16 protein-coding genes are annotated in these 14,405 nt (G+C 48.1%); 5 read left to right on the top strand and 11 right to left on the bottom strand.

All coding sequences use genetic code 11. From position 1 onward, the window contains the following. Nucleotides 1–166 precede the first annotated feature (166 nt). Complete coding sequence (locus tag ACO05E_RS10965; RefSeq protein WP_419812976.1) at nucleotides 167–2,137, bottom strand: fatty acid desaturase; 1,971 nt, start codon at nucleotides 2,135–2,137, stop codon at nucleotides 167–169. A 151-nt stretch (nucleotides 2,138–2,288) separates the two neighbouring features. Between ACO05E_RS10965 and ACO05E_RS10970 the strand changes: the two genes are divergently transcribed. Next, on the top strand, nucleotides 2,289–3,311 hold the full coding sequence (locus ACO05E_RS10970) for an AraC family transcriptional regulator ligand-binding domain-containing protein (protein WP_419812977.1): 1,023 nt from the start codon (nucleotides 2,289–2,291) through the stop codon (nucleotides 3,309–3,311). 29 nt (nucleotides 3,312–3,340) lie between these two features. On the opposite strand, the gene ACO05E_RS10975 is transcribed toward ACO05E_RS10970, so the two are convergent. The 6 genes from ACO05E_RS10975 to ACO05E_RS11000 all read right to left on the bottom strand — a co-directional run bounded on the left by ACO05E_RS10975 (nucleotide 3,341) and on the right by ACO05E_RS11000 (nucleotide 6,510). Then, nucleotides 3,341–3,664 (bottom strand): ankyrin repeat domain-containing protein, encoded by a 324-nt coding sequence (locus ACO05E_RS10975; protein ID WP_419812978.1) that lies wholly within the window; start codon nucleotides 3,662–3,664, stop codon nucleotides 3,341–3,343. Between the two features lie 63 nt (nucleotides 3,665–3,727). After that, nucleotides 3,728–4,120, bottom strand: coding sequence for a hypothetical protein (locus ACO05E_RS10980; protein ID WP_419812979.1), 393 nt, complete (start codon nucleotides 4,118–4,120; stop codon nucleotides 3,728–3,730). Nucleotides 4,121–4,133: 13 nt separating this feature from the next. Further along, on the bottom strand, nucleotides 4,134–4,283 hold the full coding sequence (locus ACO05E_RS10985) for a hypothetical protein (RefSeq protein WP_419812980.1): 150 nt from the start codon (nucleotides 4,281–4,283) through the stop codon (nucleotides 4,134–4,136). 40 nt (nucleotides 4,284–4,323) lie between these two features. After that, nucleotides 4,324–4,548 carry a hypothetical protein gene (locus tag ACO05E_RS10990; protein ID WP_419812981.1) on the bottom strand — a complete coding sequence of 75 codons (225 nt, stop codon included), beginning with the start codon at nucleotides 4,546–4,548 and terminating at the stop codon, nucleotides 4,324–4,326. Nucleotides 4,549–4,574: 26 nt separating this feature from the next. Then, entirely contained in the window at nucleotides 4,575–5,522 is a 948-nt protein-coding gene (locus ACO05E_RS10995; protein WP_419812982.1) for a hypothetical protein, read from the bottom strand. A 79-nt stretch (nucleotides 5,523–5,601) separates the two neighbouring features. Continuing rightward, nucleotides 5,602–6,510 carry a LysR family transcriptional regulator gene (locus ACO05E_RS11000; RefSeq protein ID WP_419812983.1) on the bottom strand — a complete coding sequence of 303 codons (909 nt, stop codon included), beginning with the start codon at nucleotides 6,508–6,510 and terminating at the stop codon, nucleotides 5,602–5,604. Nucleotides 6,511–6,646: 136 nt separating this feature from the next. Between ACO05E_RS11000 and ACO05E_RS11005 the strand changes: the two genes are divergently transcribed. Then, nucleotides 6,647–7,771 carry an S-(hydroxymethyl)glutathione dehydrogenase/class III alcohol dehydrogenase gene (locus tag ACO05E_RS11005; RefSeq protein WP_419812984.1) on the top strand — a complete coding sequence of 375 codons (1,125 nt, stop codon included), beginning with the start codon at nucleotides 6,647–6,649 and terminating at the stop codon, nucleotides 7,769–7,771. Between the two features lie 47 nt (nucleotides 7,772–7,818). Then, entirely contained in the window at nucleotides 7,819–8,676 is an 858-nt protein-coding gene (fghA, locus tag ACO05E_RS11010; protein ID WP_419812985.1) for an S-formylglutathione hydrolase, read from the top strand. A 79-nt stretch (nucleotides 8,677–8,755) separates the two neighbouring features. Here fghA and ACO05E_RS11015 read toward each other — a convergent pair whose 3' ends face one another. Further along, nucleotides 8,756–9,004 carry a YdcH family protein gene (locus ACO05E_RS11015; protein WP_370647414.1) on the bottom strand — a complete coding sequence of 83 codons (249 nt, stop codon included), beginning with the start codon at nucleotides 9,002–9,004 and terminating at the stop codon, nucleotides 8,756–8,758. A gap of 145 nt (nucleotides 9,005–9,149) precedes the next feature. Between ACO05E_RS11015 and ACO05E_RS11020 the strand changes: the two genes are divergently transcribed. Next, on the top strand, nucleotides 9,150–10,301 hold the full coding sequence (locus ACO05E_RS11020; RefSeq protein ID WP_419812986.1) for a response regulator: 1,152 nt from the start codon (nucleotides 9,150–9,152) through the stop codon (nucleotides 10,299–10,301). Between the two features lie 19 nt (nucleotides 10,302–10,320). Here the strand turns inward: ACO05E_RS11020 and trxC are convergent, their stop codons facing one another. The 3 genes from trxC to ACO05E_RS11035 all read right to left on the bottom strand — a co-directional run bounded on the left by trxC (nucleotide 10,321) and on the right by ACO05E_RS11035 (nucleotide 13,801). Next, nucleotides 10,321–10,755: a thioredoxin TrxC gene (gene trxC, locus ACO05E_RS11025; RefSeq protein ID WP_419812987.1), complete on the bottom strand. Its 435-nt coding sequence runs from the start codon at nucleotides 10,753–10,755 to the stop codon at nucleotides 10,321–10,323. 162 nt (nucleotides 10,756–10,917) lie between these two features. Continuing rightward, nucleotides 10,918–12,753 (bottom strand): protein-disulfide reductase DsbD, encoded by a 1,836-nt coding sequence (dsbD, locus tag ACO05E_RS11030; protein ID WP_419812988.1) that lies wholly within the window; start codon nucleotides 12,751–12,753, stop codon nucleotides 10,918–10,920. Nucleotides 12,754–12,832: 79 nt separating this feature from the next. Next, nucleotides 12,833–13,801 carry a polyprenyl synthetase family protein gene (locus ACO05E_RS11035; protein ID WP_419812989.1) on the bottom strand — a complete coding sequence of 323 codons (969 nt, stop codon included), beginning with the start codon at nucleotides 13,799–13,801 and terminating at the stop codon, nucleotides 12,833–12,835. A gap of 271 nt (nucleotides 13,802–14,072) precedes the next feature. On the opposite strand from ACO05E_RS11035, the gene rplU reads away from it, so the two are divergent. Continuing rightward, nucleotides 14,073–14,384, top strand: a complete 312-nt coding sequence (gene rplU / locus ACO05E_RS11040; RefSeq protein ID WP_068659635.1) for a 50S ribosomal protein L21 — start codon at nucleotides 14,073–14,075, stop codon at nucleotides 14,382–14,384. Nucleotides 14,385–14,405: the final 21 nt, after the last annotated feature.

The raw sequence follows: 14,405 nt of genomic DNA on the forward strand, positions 1-14,405 counted from the left end.
TAATGGAATGGTGGTTTATTGCACAATCGGGAAAAAGTGTTAGGGTGGGTGTCCCAATTTTTCGTGGATGATGGTTGATAGCATTGTTCTGATTCTATTGGTGTTTAAGCTATCACCAAGAATCAAGGTGGGCAAGCACAACAAGAAACAGTGCCGGGCGCTTCAATTACGGATTAGCCTCCTGCAAAAGCAACGCACTATCAGGGCGGCACTGGCAAGCCAGGGTATAACCTGCCGCTTGCTCCCGTTGCGAAAGCCCGGCAATACCCACCGGTAATGCCTGAGTATCACCCTGTTGTATCTTCATTTTACAGCTGCCACATGAACCTGAACCACAGCCCTGGGGTAATTCAATGCCCTGATCATTAGCAACTTCCAGAATCGTCTGATTCGCCGCTACCTTCAGTGTGTGTTGTGCACCATCGTTTAAAAAAATATGCACCGCATGGGTGAACCCTTTCGCCGGAGTAATACGACTGCGGAACAGCTCGCTATGAATTCGTTGTGGTTGAATGCCCGATTGTTGCAGCGCTGTTTGCGTCATATCGTTAAAGTCAGATGGGCCACAAATATAATAATCGCTATCGGAATTTTGCTGTTTTACAACGTCAGCAATCATCTCAGGTGTTAGCCGCTGAGAGTCTGTATCGGCTGTGTCTGGGGCGCTGTTTTGGTCGATGCTTTGTGAAAAAAGCAGCTGTAATGTCAGCTGTTTTGGATACAATTTTTGCAGCTGCTGAAGGCGTGTTAATAACATCGCACGCTCTGGAGTACGGTTGCAATAAATCAGTTTAATTTGGGGAGCATTTGGCTGTTGCAGTGCTGCTTCACAAATCGCCATCATAGGAGTGATACCACTACCAGCGGCGAATAATACCAAGTCAGACGCCGGGCTGGCTGACTCAGTCTGTAGCGGCTCGTCCTGTAGCGGCGGATACTGAAACTCACCATAAGGCCCTTGCACAATCAGCTCATCGCCCGCTTTTAGTGTCTGGTTGATATAGCGCGATAATGTTCCGTCGCTGACTTCCCGCACGGCAATACGTAATTCACCTGTATGAGGGGCGCTGCATAACGAATAAGCCCGGCTAACCTGTTGCTGGTTCAGCCATTTGCTCACCAGTACATATTGCCCGGCGCGATAATTCAGACGCTCGTTATTCGGCAATGCCAGCACCACTTCAACCGCATCGGGGCACAAACGATGAACCGCTGTGACGGTCAGCGAGGCATGTACCGAGTTTTGTTGATCATTCAGGGTATGAGCAAATTCAGACTGCAATAAACGCGGCCGCGATGCACCATACAAAGACTCAATCGGAGATTGTTTGGCATCCAGATCCGGCACAATACGATGGTATAAATCCTCGTAACGATACCAGGGCACACGTGGGTATAAGTGATGCACCAGATGGTAGCTTTGTGCCAGTGTCAGCCATTTGGTTACCGTACCTAAAATCACCCGGGAATTATGATGACGATCCAGCGATTTATGCGGATGGTGCGGCAAAAAGTCGTAAAAGAACACCAGCGCAAACATGGAAATAAAAGCCGGAATAATGGCAAAAAACAGCACTTCACGGCCATAACCGGATGCCAACAACAGCACGACAGTTGTGTTGGTGAACAGCATATACAGAGCGCTGCTGACATAGGTCTGACGATAATGTGGGTTATGACGCAAGGGCGACAGCGCCATCCAGTGATATTTAAACGGCACCAGATAAATGCGCAGTAGTGTCTGATACCAGCGTTGTCCGGATGGAAAATAATCTGGGTCGCGCGCCGGATCATTGGTATAGGCATGATGGCGTTCGTGCATTCGTTGTAGCAAACGATAAGGTAATAACAAGAACGGAAGGGTGCTGATCCAGCCGATGCCGTCGGCAATCCACTGTGGCCCGGCCCCCATCTGAATAATGGAACCATGGCAGGCTTCGTGTGCCACCGAGAAGCTGGCAAATGCCAGATAAGCACACATCAAGCAGGCCAGCCAGTAGGGCAGATGGCCCAGTAAGGCACCGCCAATGGCCACACCATAGCCAACGATAATACCGAGAAATAACGCGATATTGCCCCAGGCAATCGCGGGGGCGTGATCCTGCCATAACGCATCATAATGAATTGTTTTATCCATGATTGTGTACCCACTTATTTGAATTATTTTGAGGCGACTGAAATACCTTAACGCAGCTTTGGCTTGCCCGCCTTTTCACTCGATGACATTATCATTGTTATTAAGTGCCAAAGCGGGCGACCGATTCGCGACTGATACGAGAGGGGGCTGGATGAAGCCGGGCCATATTCACAAAAGTTATGTGCTGATCGCCATGCTGCTGGAGCTGGTGCCCACCCGGCAGCTGTTTGCTGCCACTCAGATCAATCTGGAAACCCTGAGTGAAACCGATAGTGTGCCGCTGGCGGACTGTATTCAGCTGGTGCACAACCTGCTCCAACACAACAAGCGTTCGGATATAGCGATGGAGTATGGCCGTCATCTGGGGATGGTGAGTCATGGCCCGGTTGGTTATGCCACGCTGAGCGCGCCCACCATTGGCCAGGCGTTGGAAACCTTTGTGCGCTGGTTTCGTATCCGCTGCGATATTTACCAACATGAAATCCGGCATCACGCTGAGCATGTCGATATTGTGCTGCACGACACTACGGGAGATCCGGTTTTTGCGCAGTTTTTCTTTATGACGTATATGCGCACGAACGAGATCCTGATTAAACAAATCAGTGGTGCGCCACGAAACACCGATATTGAACTGTACTTTACCCATCACGATAGCCGCAGCACGGGAGATCAGGAATCGTTTGATGCCAAGCTGCATTTTGCTCAGGCAGAAAATAAGTTGCGGGTGCCTAAGGTGTTGTGGCAGCAGGCATCTCCATTGCACGATCAGGCTGCTTTTGAAGCCAATCTGCAAAAATGTGAACAACTTTTAGCGGCGCAGCAAAGCAAAACCCAGCTGCATGTTCAGGTGCGACAGCTGATTCGGCAATGTCTGGAAGACAACGTGGCGAATGGCTCGGCGGCGGTTGCTTTACCATCGTTAGAGCAAATCTGCGACCGCTTGCATTTGAGCCGCCGCAGTCTGATTCGCAAACTCAAACAACACAACACCTCGTATCTGCAAATTGTTCAGCAGGAAAGGCTGCTGATCGCGACCCTGCTGTTACAGCAGGCTCGTTATACAGTTTATGAGATTGCTTGTTTATTAGGGTATGGCGAGTCTGCCAACTTCTGTCGGGCGTTTAAAAACTGGACTGGCAAAAGCCCGAAAGAATTTCGCCGCAGTGCGGGTTGAGGTGATCATCTATCCATTGATGGGGGTGGTCATGTATTCACGGATGACGTTGCACCATGATTTGTCAGGTACTTAACCATCTTCTGGCTGACGGCGGTATAACATCCCATACGGAATTCCCCATACCAGTACGCGATATCAACGGCTTTGTGACCCAGTTTGTTTTTATGGTTAACATCAGCTCCGAAATCGACAAGTAGCTTCATGATGTCAAAATTCTGAATCTCACAGGCATGTAATAAAGGCGTCATGCCGTCAGCATCAGAGCTATCAATATCGAAGCCTTTTGAGAGCAAATTATTGATGTCTTTAATGCTGTCATTTTTGACTGCTTGTATTAATTCATTGCTCATTTATAGAAGAGTCCCTGATTAATTCTCTGGATTGGTGGTGGATGAATCAAGCAAATTAGCAGATCAGTTGAACCATTTCCCCTGCCTCATGAGCGACTGCTCACGACCATATATAAGCCGAATAAAGTTTGATATGGCTCCATTTGCAGAGCCATGGTCTTTTTCCGTTAAAAATTCTTCAGCTTCCCGGGCTGGAGAATGAAGAATTTTATCCAAATAATACCTTTGCATCTCCAGGCTCAGATGAGTTTTACGGAGTTGAAATGGATGGTGCAAGGCTGCGCATAAGAGTGCGGCGCGCTCTTCATTCTGCTCAAGTACATTAAAATCTCTTTGGCTGATAGAGAAGGAAACGGTAAAGCTTGCAAACCCGCTATCTATATACAGTTCCATGGTATGTATGCCGTCTGACGCGGTGGCAGTCATCCTGAGGTTGTCGTAATTTATTTCCTTCATATCAATAACCCTATCAGGCTTTCTTTGCTGACTGTCGCCACTGCTCAAAATGGGCTTTTTGTTGAGATACGGATGATGGAATGACATCATTTCCCTGATCAAAAATATTAACCAGATTATCTCTGCTGGCTACCTGACCGATCTCAGTTTTATAGGCGATCATTCCTGACCCCATATCCCGGCACATACCAGATGGATATACATTAAGACTGGCTCCATAACAAAATGGAATCAGGTTGTCGGCTTCTAATTGTTCTCTGATGGAGCAAAGCGCAGCAAAGCGCAGCAAAGTAATCAAAGTCTAAGGCAAATAAACTCTTATCTCTGTAGAAAAAGGTGATTTTACACTTACCATCAATAGATTCTTTAGAAACTACTGCTGTTTCATCTTCATCACCACCAATTAAAAATACTTCAAATTCATTCATGTATAAGCCTTATTGCCGGTTATAAATCACGGATTATTTTGATCAGGGATCACCATTGTTCCTAAGTCAATAGCGTCGTCGGCTGCTCTGATCTCTACTTTGGCTTTGTGGTTGTAATTATGAAAGACGTCTATTTCAGTTTCTCGATATTTTATTGTTCTGACGGGCTTTTTATGAGTTCGACTGTAATAACTAACTCTCAAAATATTATTGTGATCAAAGTGATTTTTAACTAGCAGCGAAGCATTATCCTTGTTGGTATTGTAAGTTAACTTATCTGCACGGTTTGATAATTCCCAGGTTCCAGTGGTTGATGTATAGGTTTCATTGGCTGTCAGAGGTTTTGCTGGGTGAGCCATCATCATAGAGAATATCGGCACAATATTTTTCTCACTCAAATGAATTTTAATCTCATCATGCGGGGAAAATTTATTATCTGGAATCGTTAACGACTCTAAAGGTATCTGATAACTGGAAGTAAGGTTTAGCAAGGTTTCTGTCGAGTCAGAGGTTTTTCCTAGCGAGAAAGAAAACCCTTTGATTGTTTTTAACTTTTCAAGAGCAGGAGGAAAGTTCTCGTTTTTATTTTCAACATAGTAACCTTGTATCTTGCTTTCGGTAATAACTTCATCCCAACGGGTGTCGAATACTATAGATAAAAGTGCAATATCATATGAGTAGCGAAGGTCTGTCAGTTCAAAATGATAGGCATCATCCTGATGGTGAAGAAGCCACTCACTATAGCTCTCTACTATAATCGGTTTTTTCCCATACGCCGGTTTAGGTGGATAATAAGATATAGTTCTTGTATTGGTCTGTTTTAACGAAATTCTATATGTGCCATTGGGGAGGCCTTCAAAGCTAACCGGAGCAGGTTCTTCAATTGCCTTTTTTTCTTCGGCTGCTTGCTGATCATTACAGCCTAGTATTAGCGCTGAAAATAGCAGAATTAAGGAAAATCCATATAACTTCATTTGTTACTCCAAAAACAAAAATCTTTATGGTTTTGCATCAAGCATAGTAACCAATTCTATAAGCTTTTATCTTGATCAATTACCGGAATTCATCATCTTTTAATCGCTCCGCCAGAAAATCCAGCAGCAAGCTGGTTTTGGTAGAAGACCAGCGGCTGGCTGGGTAAAGTCCCCAGATGCCTTCTTCTTTGGGTTGCAGGTGTTCCAGCAATTTCACCAGTTTGCCGGTGGCAATATGATGGCTGACGTACTCAGCCGGTAATTGCGCAATGCCAATGCCTTTTAATACCGAGTCCACCAGGGAGATGCCGCTGTTGCAGCGCAAGCTGCCAGATACATTCAGGCTTCTTTCTTGAGGCGTTGCCAGCTGGTTTTGTTCGGCAAAGCGCCAGTGGCTGACGGAGCCAACCAAACAATTGTGGTGTTTTAATTCCGACAGGGTATTCGGCTGGCCCATACGATTGATATAAGCCGGTGCAGCGCAGGTAAAAATCTGGCGGCTCGACAGCTTACGCGCTCTGAGGCGACTGTCCTGTAATTGTCCGAGGCGAATGGCAAGATCAAAACCGGCATCAGTGATATCCAGCTTGGTATTCGACAGTTCCACTTCTAACGACATTTGTGGGTACAGCAACAGGAAGTCATTGAGTAACGGCATCAATACCCGTTCACCATAGGTAATGGGTGCGGTTAAACGCAGTTTGCCTTTGGGCTGGGTTTGTTGTTCCAGCAGCTCGTGTTCGGCTGATTCAAAGCCTTCGAGTAACCGCTGGCAGGTCTGATAGTAATGTTTGCCGGTATCCGTCACCGTGACTTTACGGGTGGTACGGTGCAGCAGCTGTAATCCAAGGCGTTGCTCCAGTGCATTCACCTGCCGGCTGACCTGAGCGGTTGAAACCAGCAGGCGCTCAGCGGCGGCGGTAAAGCTGCCGCTTTCAACCACGGCAACAAATTCGGCAATGCCTGACCACTCGGGTATGGGTGTCATGATGGCTCTCTTTCTTGGTGCGGATGCTTATATTATTACATATTTGTAATAGTGATTATCATGATCGGCTATTATCACCTTAGCGTAGCTAATATACGATAAACCGATCTGATAGAACGCATTGAAGGAAAACAAGATGAGTGCCGAAACCATTACCTGTAAAGCCGCTGTTGCCTGGGCAGCAGGCGAGCCGCTGAAAATCGAAAATGTGCAAGTGGCTCCGCCAAAAGCTGGCGAAGTGCGTATCAAAATTAAAGCCACGGGTGTGTGTCATACCGATGCTTTTACTCTGTCGGGTGAAGATCCTGAGGGTATTTTCCCGGCCATTCTGGGCCATGAAGGCGGCGGTATTGTGGAGTCGGTGGGCGAAGGTGTGACCAGTGTTGCCGTGGGTGACCATGTGATTCCGCTGTACACCCCGGAATGTGGCGAGTGTAAGTTCTGTACTTCAGGAAAAACCAACCTGTGTCAGCAAATTCGTGAAACTCAGGGCAAAGGCCTGATGCCGGACGGCACCAGCCGTTTCTCCATTGATGGTGAGCCAATTTTCCATTACATGGGTTGCTCGACTTTCTCTGAATACACGGTACTGCCTGAAATTGCGTTAGCCAAAGTTAACCCGGACGCGCCGTTAGAAGAAGTGTGCCTGTTAGGCTGTGGTGTGACCACGGGTATGGGCGCGGTGATGAATACCGCCAAAGTACAGGAAGGTGACACGGTTGCTATTTTTGGTATGGGCGGCATTGGTTTAAGTGCTGTGATTGGCGCCACGATGGCCAAAGCCTCACGCATCATCGCCATTGATATTAACGAATCCAAATTTGAGCTGGCCAAGAAGCTGGGTGCAACCGATTGCATTAACCCGAAAAACTTCGACAAGCCAATTCAGGAAGTGATTGTTGAAATGACCGACGGCGGGGTGGATTTCTCGTTTGAGTGTATCGGCAATGTCAACGTGATGCGTTCTGCGCTGGAATGCTGCCATAAAGGCTGGGGCGAATCGGTAATTATTGGTGTTGCCGGTGCGGGTCAGGAAATTTCAACCCGTCCGTTCCAGTTAGTGACTGGCCGTGTATGGCGTGGTACTGCCTTTGGTGGTGTTAAAGGCCGCAGCGAGCTGCCAGATTATGTCGAAAAATACCTGGCCGGTGAGTTTAAGTTAAACGACTTTATTACTCACACCATGGAGCTGGAGAAAATTAACGAAGCGTTTGATCTGATGCATGAAGGGAAGAGCATTCGTTCTGTAATTCATTACTAAAAAACTACCTGCGTTGCCAACGTTTTTAGATAGTACTAAGGATGATTATGTCTCTCGAATTAATTGCTCAAAATAAAAGTTTTGGTGGTTGGCATAAGCAATATTCGCATGTCTCTGAGACTACTCAGTGCAGCATGCGTTTTGCGATTTTTTTGCCGCCGCAGGCAACCAGCGAAAATGTTCCGGTTTTGTATTGGTTGTCGGGGTTAACCTGCACCGATGAAAACTTTATGCAAAAAGCCGGTGCTCAGCGTCTGGCGGCACAATTAGGCATCGCTATTGTAGCGCCGGATACCAGCCCTCGCGGTACAGATATTCATGGTAATACAATTGCCGATGATGAAAATTATGACCTGGGTCAGGGTGCCGGTTTTTATCTGAATGCCACGCAATCGCCCTGGGCGCCGCACTACAATATGTACGATTATATTGTGCAGGAATTACCAAAGCTGATTGAAGCGAATTTTCCGGTATCGGATAAAAAAGCGATTTCTGGTCATTCCATGGGTGGACATGGTGCGTTAACCATTGGTCTGAAAAACCCGAACAGCTATCGCTCTGTTTCGGCTTTCAGCCCGATTGTGAATCCGCTGGATTGTCCCTGGGGCCAAAAAGCGTTCAGTGCCTATTTGGGTAATAACAAAGCAGACGGGCTTGATTATGATGCCTGTGCCTTGATGCAGAAAAGTCAGGAAAATCAGCGCCCTGAAATCTTAATCGATCAGGGTCTGGGAGATAACTTCCTGGCGGAGCAGCTGAAAACTGACAACCTGAAAAAAGTCGTAGCTGAGGTGGATTATCCGGCAACCATTCGTATGCAGGAAGGTTACGACCATAGCTATTATTTTATTGCGTCGTTTATTGAAGAGCATTTAGCGTTTCATGCGAAACACTTAACGGCCTAAAATTGCGACAGAAATAAAAAGCCTCTGATAATTTCTTATCAGAGGCTTTGTTTGTTACGTTTTCTGCGCGCTGGTCTGATCAGGCTTCGGCAACTAGCTGCTTCAGCATGCCGTACAGCTCGTCTTTTAAATGCAGGCGACGTAGCTTCAACTCTTCCAGTCGTTCATCCGACGCGGCTTCAACTTGCTCTTCAATCTTACGAACTTCGCGGTCAACGTCGTGGTACTCATCAAACAGACGGGCGAAGTGGCGGTCCTTCATTTTCAGTTCACGAATTTGTGGGCCCATATCCGGGAATTCGTGATGAAGATCGTGGTGTTCAATCATAATTTGCCTCCTGTAAATAACCTCTTCAGAGTACGCCTGTGGCAAAGTGGCTTCTTGATGTATATCAGCCCAGTACTCGCGTTGATAAAACTCTCTGCTATATTTGATTCAGGTCAATAACCATGGCAAGTGCAGGGAATATACGATGCTGGATTCGATAGACAAAGCGCAAACGCGTATCGCCTGCCTCGATGATGAGGCGCAAGTGTTGCTGTTGCTGGAAAATGCCTTGTCTGACTATCAGGTCAGGCCGTTTTCATCATACGAAGCGTTTATGGACGATCTGGTAGGCAGCTCGCCTCAGTGCATTCTGTTGGACGTTGATATCAGTCGTACCGATATCAGTGGCTATGATGTGTGTCGCCAGTTGCGACAGAACACGGCAACACAATATACCCCCATTATTTTTGTTTCCGGCAAAGATGAGCTGGACAGTCGCCTGGAAGGTTACTCGGCTGGAGCGGATGATTTTGTCTGTAAACCCTTTGATATTGATGAATTGCAGGCCAAGGTGTCCCGGGCGGTTGTCCATCAGGCCTATAACAGCGGTCTGGAAAGCGCTGTCGACAATGCCCGGCAAACCGCCTTTGAGGCCATGACACATTCTGCTGAACAAGGTGAAATCACACGCTTTATTGAGCAGGCGGGCAGTTGCAGCCATGCTCAACCACTGCTCGAATTGTTGGTCAGTACGTTAAAGAATTTTGGCCTAAACAGCGTGGTGGCCGATTGGTCAAAGCGTTCTTCTGCTACCTTTGCTTCCCATCAGCCTGAGACGCGGCCACTGGAAGCCGAGCTGCTGCAAAACTGTCGTTATGGCCGTCGTATTATCGAGATGGAACGGCGCATGGTCGTGAATTTTGATCAGGTGTCAGTGTTGATCAAAAATACCCCCTGGCAGGAGCCTGAGCGTTATGGCCGGGTGAAAGATCATTTGTGTGTATTACTGAGCGCTATGAATGAGCGCTTAGTAGCGCTGCAGAAAGAGAAGAAGCTGCATCAGCAAACTCTGTTACTGCAGGTGGTGGGTGAGTTAAGAGACTCTCTGAATTCCTTACAACAGCAGCAGGAAGGCCGCTGGCAGGAAGCCGGACAAACGGTGGATGATCTGGAGTTAGAACTGAAAGAAGAGGTGACGTTGCTGAATCTGGATGCTGATCAGGAACGTCATCTACAAGCGTTGGTGCGTGGTCATGTTGAGAAGCTGAGCCTTTGTTATCGCAATGCTTGTGATGTTCAGGAAGAACTCCAGCCGGTGCTGAGTGGGCTGGAGCAGGTTGTGAATGCCTCAGGCTGAGTAGCCTGCTTTACTTTTATTAACGGGCTTTAATCAGCGCCTGCTGAATCCACTGTTTTAATTGCGGGGCTGGCAGAGCGCCTGCGAAGCGATCAATCTCCTTGCCTTGATGAAACACAATCAGGGTCGGAATAGAGCGAATACCAAATTGCGCACTGGTCTGCTGTGCCTGCTCGGTATTCACCTTGGCAAAGCGGGCACTGAATTTCATATCTCCCGCGACTTCTTTAAAGATGGGTGCCATCATCTGGCACGGGCCACACCAGCTGACCCAGAAATCGACTACTACCGGCAAATCATTTTTCTGCACAAAACGGCTGAAATCTGTGTCGGTTAAATCGACAGGAAAGCCATTAAATAAATCGTGCTTGCAGCGGCCACACTGGCCCTGCTCTTGGGCTCGTTCAGGTGGGATGCGATTAACCGCGCCGCAGGAAGGGCAGGTGGTGTGCATATCAAGTTCTCTCATCGGTTGCTGAGCATACTATGTGGGCAAATCCCGAACTTTCAACAAAGAAGTTTCAACAAAAAAGCCGCTCTGTGATCAACAGCAGCGGCTTTGATGGTTAATAACTTAAGCCTTATGACTTAAGGTTTTGACCTTAAAATTTGGGCCTTAAGATTTAGAAAAATGACGACCCATTTTATCCACAAACGCGGCTTTTTTAATCTCACCAATAATCCGGGCGTCAGTCACTTCATTGCCATTATTAAAAAACAACAGCGACGGCGGGCCAAACACTGCGTGATCCTGCATAAAGGCGACATGCTCTTCGCGGTTGTCGGTGACGTCCAGTTTTATCCAGGTCATATGACTGAACTGTTGCTGGACGTCGCTGTGTGAAAAGATTTCCGCATCCATCACTTTGCAGCTGATGCACCAGTCGGCGTATAAATCCAGCATGATCGGGCGCTGACTGTTGCTGATCATTTCTTTTACTTTGGCAACCGAATCGGTTTTAAAAAACGGACTGGTTTGCTTTTCTGCTACGGGCGCTGAAGCTGTTGTTACGGATTGCACGGCTAACGGTTTTAACGGATCTGACTGACCTTGGAGTACACCCACAAAGGCAACGGCACCATACAGGAAGAACACCCAGGCAATGCCTTTGACCAAACGCTGTTTGCCTGTAGCGGCCGGTTCGAAAGCGCCAAGAACCACGCCATAAACCAGCGCCAGTAAAGCCCATAACAGCAGTGCAATTGAACCCGGCAGAAAGCGCGATAATAACCAGATGGCAACGCCGAGCAGCAGAATGCCAAAGAAGGCTTTGATCTGATCCATCCAGCCGCCAGCTTTCGGCAGCATTGAAGCGCCGGTGGTGCCCAATACAATCAATGGCGCGCCCATACCCAGACCCAGAGCCAATAAGGCACTGCCGCCTAACCAGGCATCTCCGGTGGTGCTGAGATAAACCAGGGCACCTGCCAGTGGCGCTGAAACACAAGGTGACACCACCAATGCCGACAGCACGCCCATAATAAAGACGCTGAACCACTGGCCGCCTTGCTGTTTCTGATTTAAATCGTTTAACCGATTACGCAGACCCGATGGCAGTTGCAATTCGTACAGACCAAACATCGCCAGTGCCAGGGCAACAAATAAGGCGGAGAAAATAACCAGTACCCACGGCGTTTGCATCCAGGCCTGAATATTGGCCCCCGCGCCTAATAAGCCAACGGTTAAGCCTGCGGCGGCATAAGTCAGCGCCATACCCAGTACATAGATGCTCGACAGGGCAAAACCTTTGGCCGGTGAGGTATTGTTCTGACCCAGCACAACCGTGGTCAGAATTGGCACCATGGGTAATACACAGGGGGTAAAGGTCAGGCCAATGCCCAATAAGAAGAACAAGCCAACCACGGCGCCCCAGGAACGATTGCTGAACCAGTCATCGTCTGAGCTTGCTGTTGCCTGGTTAGGTGCCGCTTGAGTGGACGTAGCTGGGGCCTGGGTTGGCGTGACAGCAGTTGCTACCGGCGTGTAATTCAATTTCAGGCGTTGTGGTGGATAACACAAACCGGCATCGGCGCAGCCCTGATGATTCAGCTTGTAATCACCGGCTTGTAACGCCGTCAGATCAAAGCTGACATCTAACTCGTGATAAAACGCTGTGACTAAACCAAAAGCTTCGTCCTGTTTTTCTTTGCCCGTTTGAGAGTAGTAATCGGGATAAAGCTTGGTATCGCCTTGTTTCAAGTATAAGCGGCTTTTATACAGGTAGTAGCCATCTGCGGTGGAAAAACGCACATGCAGGCGATTGTCTTCAACTTCGGTGGTAAGCGGAAAGGCCTGATCAACCGGCAGGAACTCCGGTTCGTCGTTGCCAACCAGTTCATCCAGCAGGCTGGCATGGGCTGAGCCAATGCTGAATAACAGCAACAAGGTTGCAAACAGCGCCTGGATACTTAGTGCGCGCTGGCTTGCAGAATTCAGAATAACATTTACCAAAATAACACGTCCTCATGGTCAAATACGGTCGCCAGTAACCCGGTTCTCCATCACGAAACGTGTTCTGGCGATGGGCTCATCAGGTATTGCGTTTCACGGCGAGTAAAGCGAGTGCGGCTAATGCTGCTTTGGCATCGGAATCTGGTAAAAGTTTCAGATGCTGTTGTGCTCTGTCGGCACATTCATCGGCTTTCTGGCGGGTGTAATCCAGCGAGCCATTATCACGAACGATGCGTAATACGTCGTCCATATTGTCGAGGCCACCTTTACGGATCGCCTGACGAATCAGTTTGGCATCGGCTTCCGGTGCATTGGCCATGGCATGAATCAGTGGCAACGTTGGTTTGCCTTCCGCCAGATCATCGCCAACATTTTTCCCCAGCGTTTCGGCATCGCCTTCGTAATCCAGCACGTCATCAATCAGCTGGAACGCCATCCCCAGTTCTTTGCCATATTCTTTCAGCGCCAGAGTGGTGTCTGAATCCAGTTGCAGCAGACGAGCTGCGGCATGGGTCGATGCTTCAAATAACATGGCGGTTTTGCCATGAATCACATCCATATAGCGTGCTTCATCAACGTCCGGGTTTTTTACGTTGGTCAGCTGCAGTACTTCACCTTCTGCAATCACGCTGGTGGCGCTGGATAAGATATCCATCACTTCCAGCGACTTCAGCTCCACCATCATCTGGAAAGCGCGGCTGTATAAAAAGTCGCCCACCAGAACACTGGGTGCATTGCCCCATTTAGCATTGGCGGTTGGATTGCCACGGCGCATATCCGATGTATCAACCACATCATCGTGTAACAGGGTAGCGGTGTGAAGGAACTCAATCACAGTTGCCAGTTTTATCGCTTCGGCATCACAACGATCAAACGCTTTGGCACTCATCAATACCAATAGCGGGCGAATACGTTTTCCACCGCTGGAGACGATGTAGTCGGCAATTTTTTCTACCAATGGGATGCGAGAAGCCAACTGCTCATGGATCAGGGAATCAACGGCCTGGAATTCGTCCTGGGTGACGGCGAGGATGTCTTGAATTTGCATGGGGATGAGTCAGCGGCTGCCTGGTTGGTAAATGAGAATCGAAACCCGGCAAATGCTAGGGAGCCGGTGGGGTTCTGTCAAGAATTACGCGCGTTCATGTATTGCTTTTGCAAAAGTGCTGGGGTATAGTCTCGCGCCCCGAAATTCTGCTCTCTGCTGATATGGAAACCAGAGTGTTGCCAATAGATGTAGAACCTGACTGATAGGCAGTCTAAGTAAGAAGCGGTGTTTAAGCCGGGTATTTAAATAGCGCAAAAGCGGAGATCGTACTATGTACGCAGTAGTGGTAACTGGCGGTAAGCAATACCGTGTTGAAGAAGGCCAGACTCTGAAAGTAGAGAAGCTGGAAGTTGAAACTGGTTCAGCTGTTGAACTGGAAAAAGTATTATTAATCGGCAACGGCGACGACGTAAAAATCGGTCAGCCAGTTGTTGAAGGCGCAAAAGTAACTGCTGAAGTAGTTGCTCACGGTCGTCACAAAAAAGTGAAGATCATGAAGTTCAAGCGTCGTAAGCACCACATGAAGCAAATGGGCCACCGTCAGTGGTTCACTGAGCTGAAAATCACCAGCATCGCTGGCTAATAACTGTAGACAATTTAATTT

The sequence above is a fragment of the Bacterioplanoides sp. genome (genome assembly GCF_965226395.1).
Classification (GTDB): domain Bacteria; phylum Pseudomonadota; class Gammaproteobacteria; order Pseudomonadales; family Oceanobacteraceae; genus Bacterioplanoides.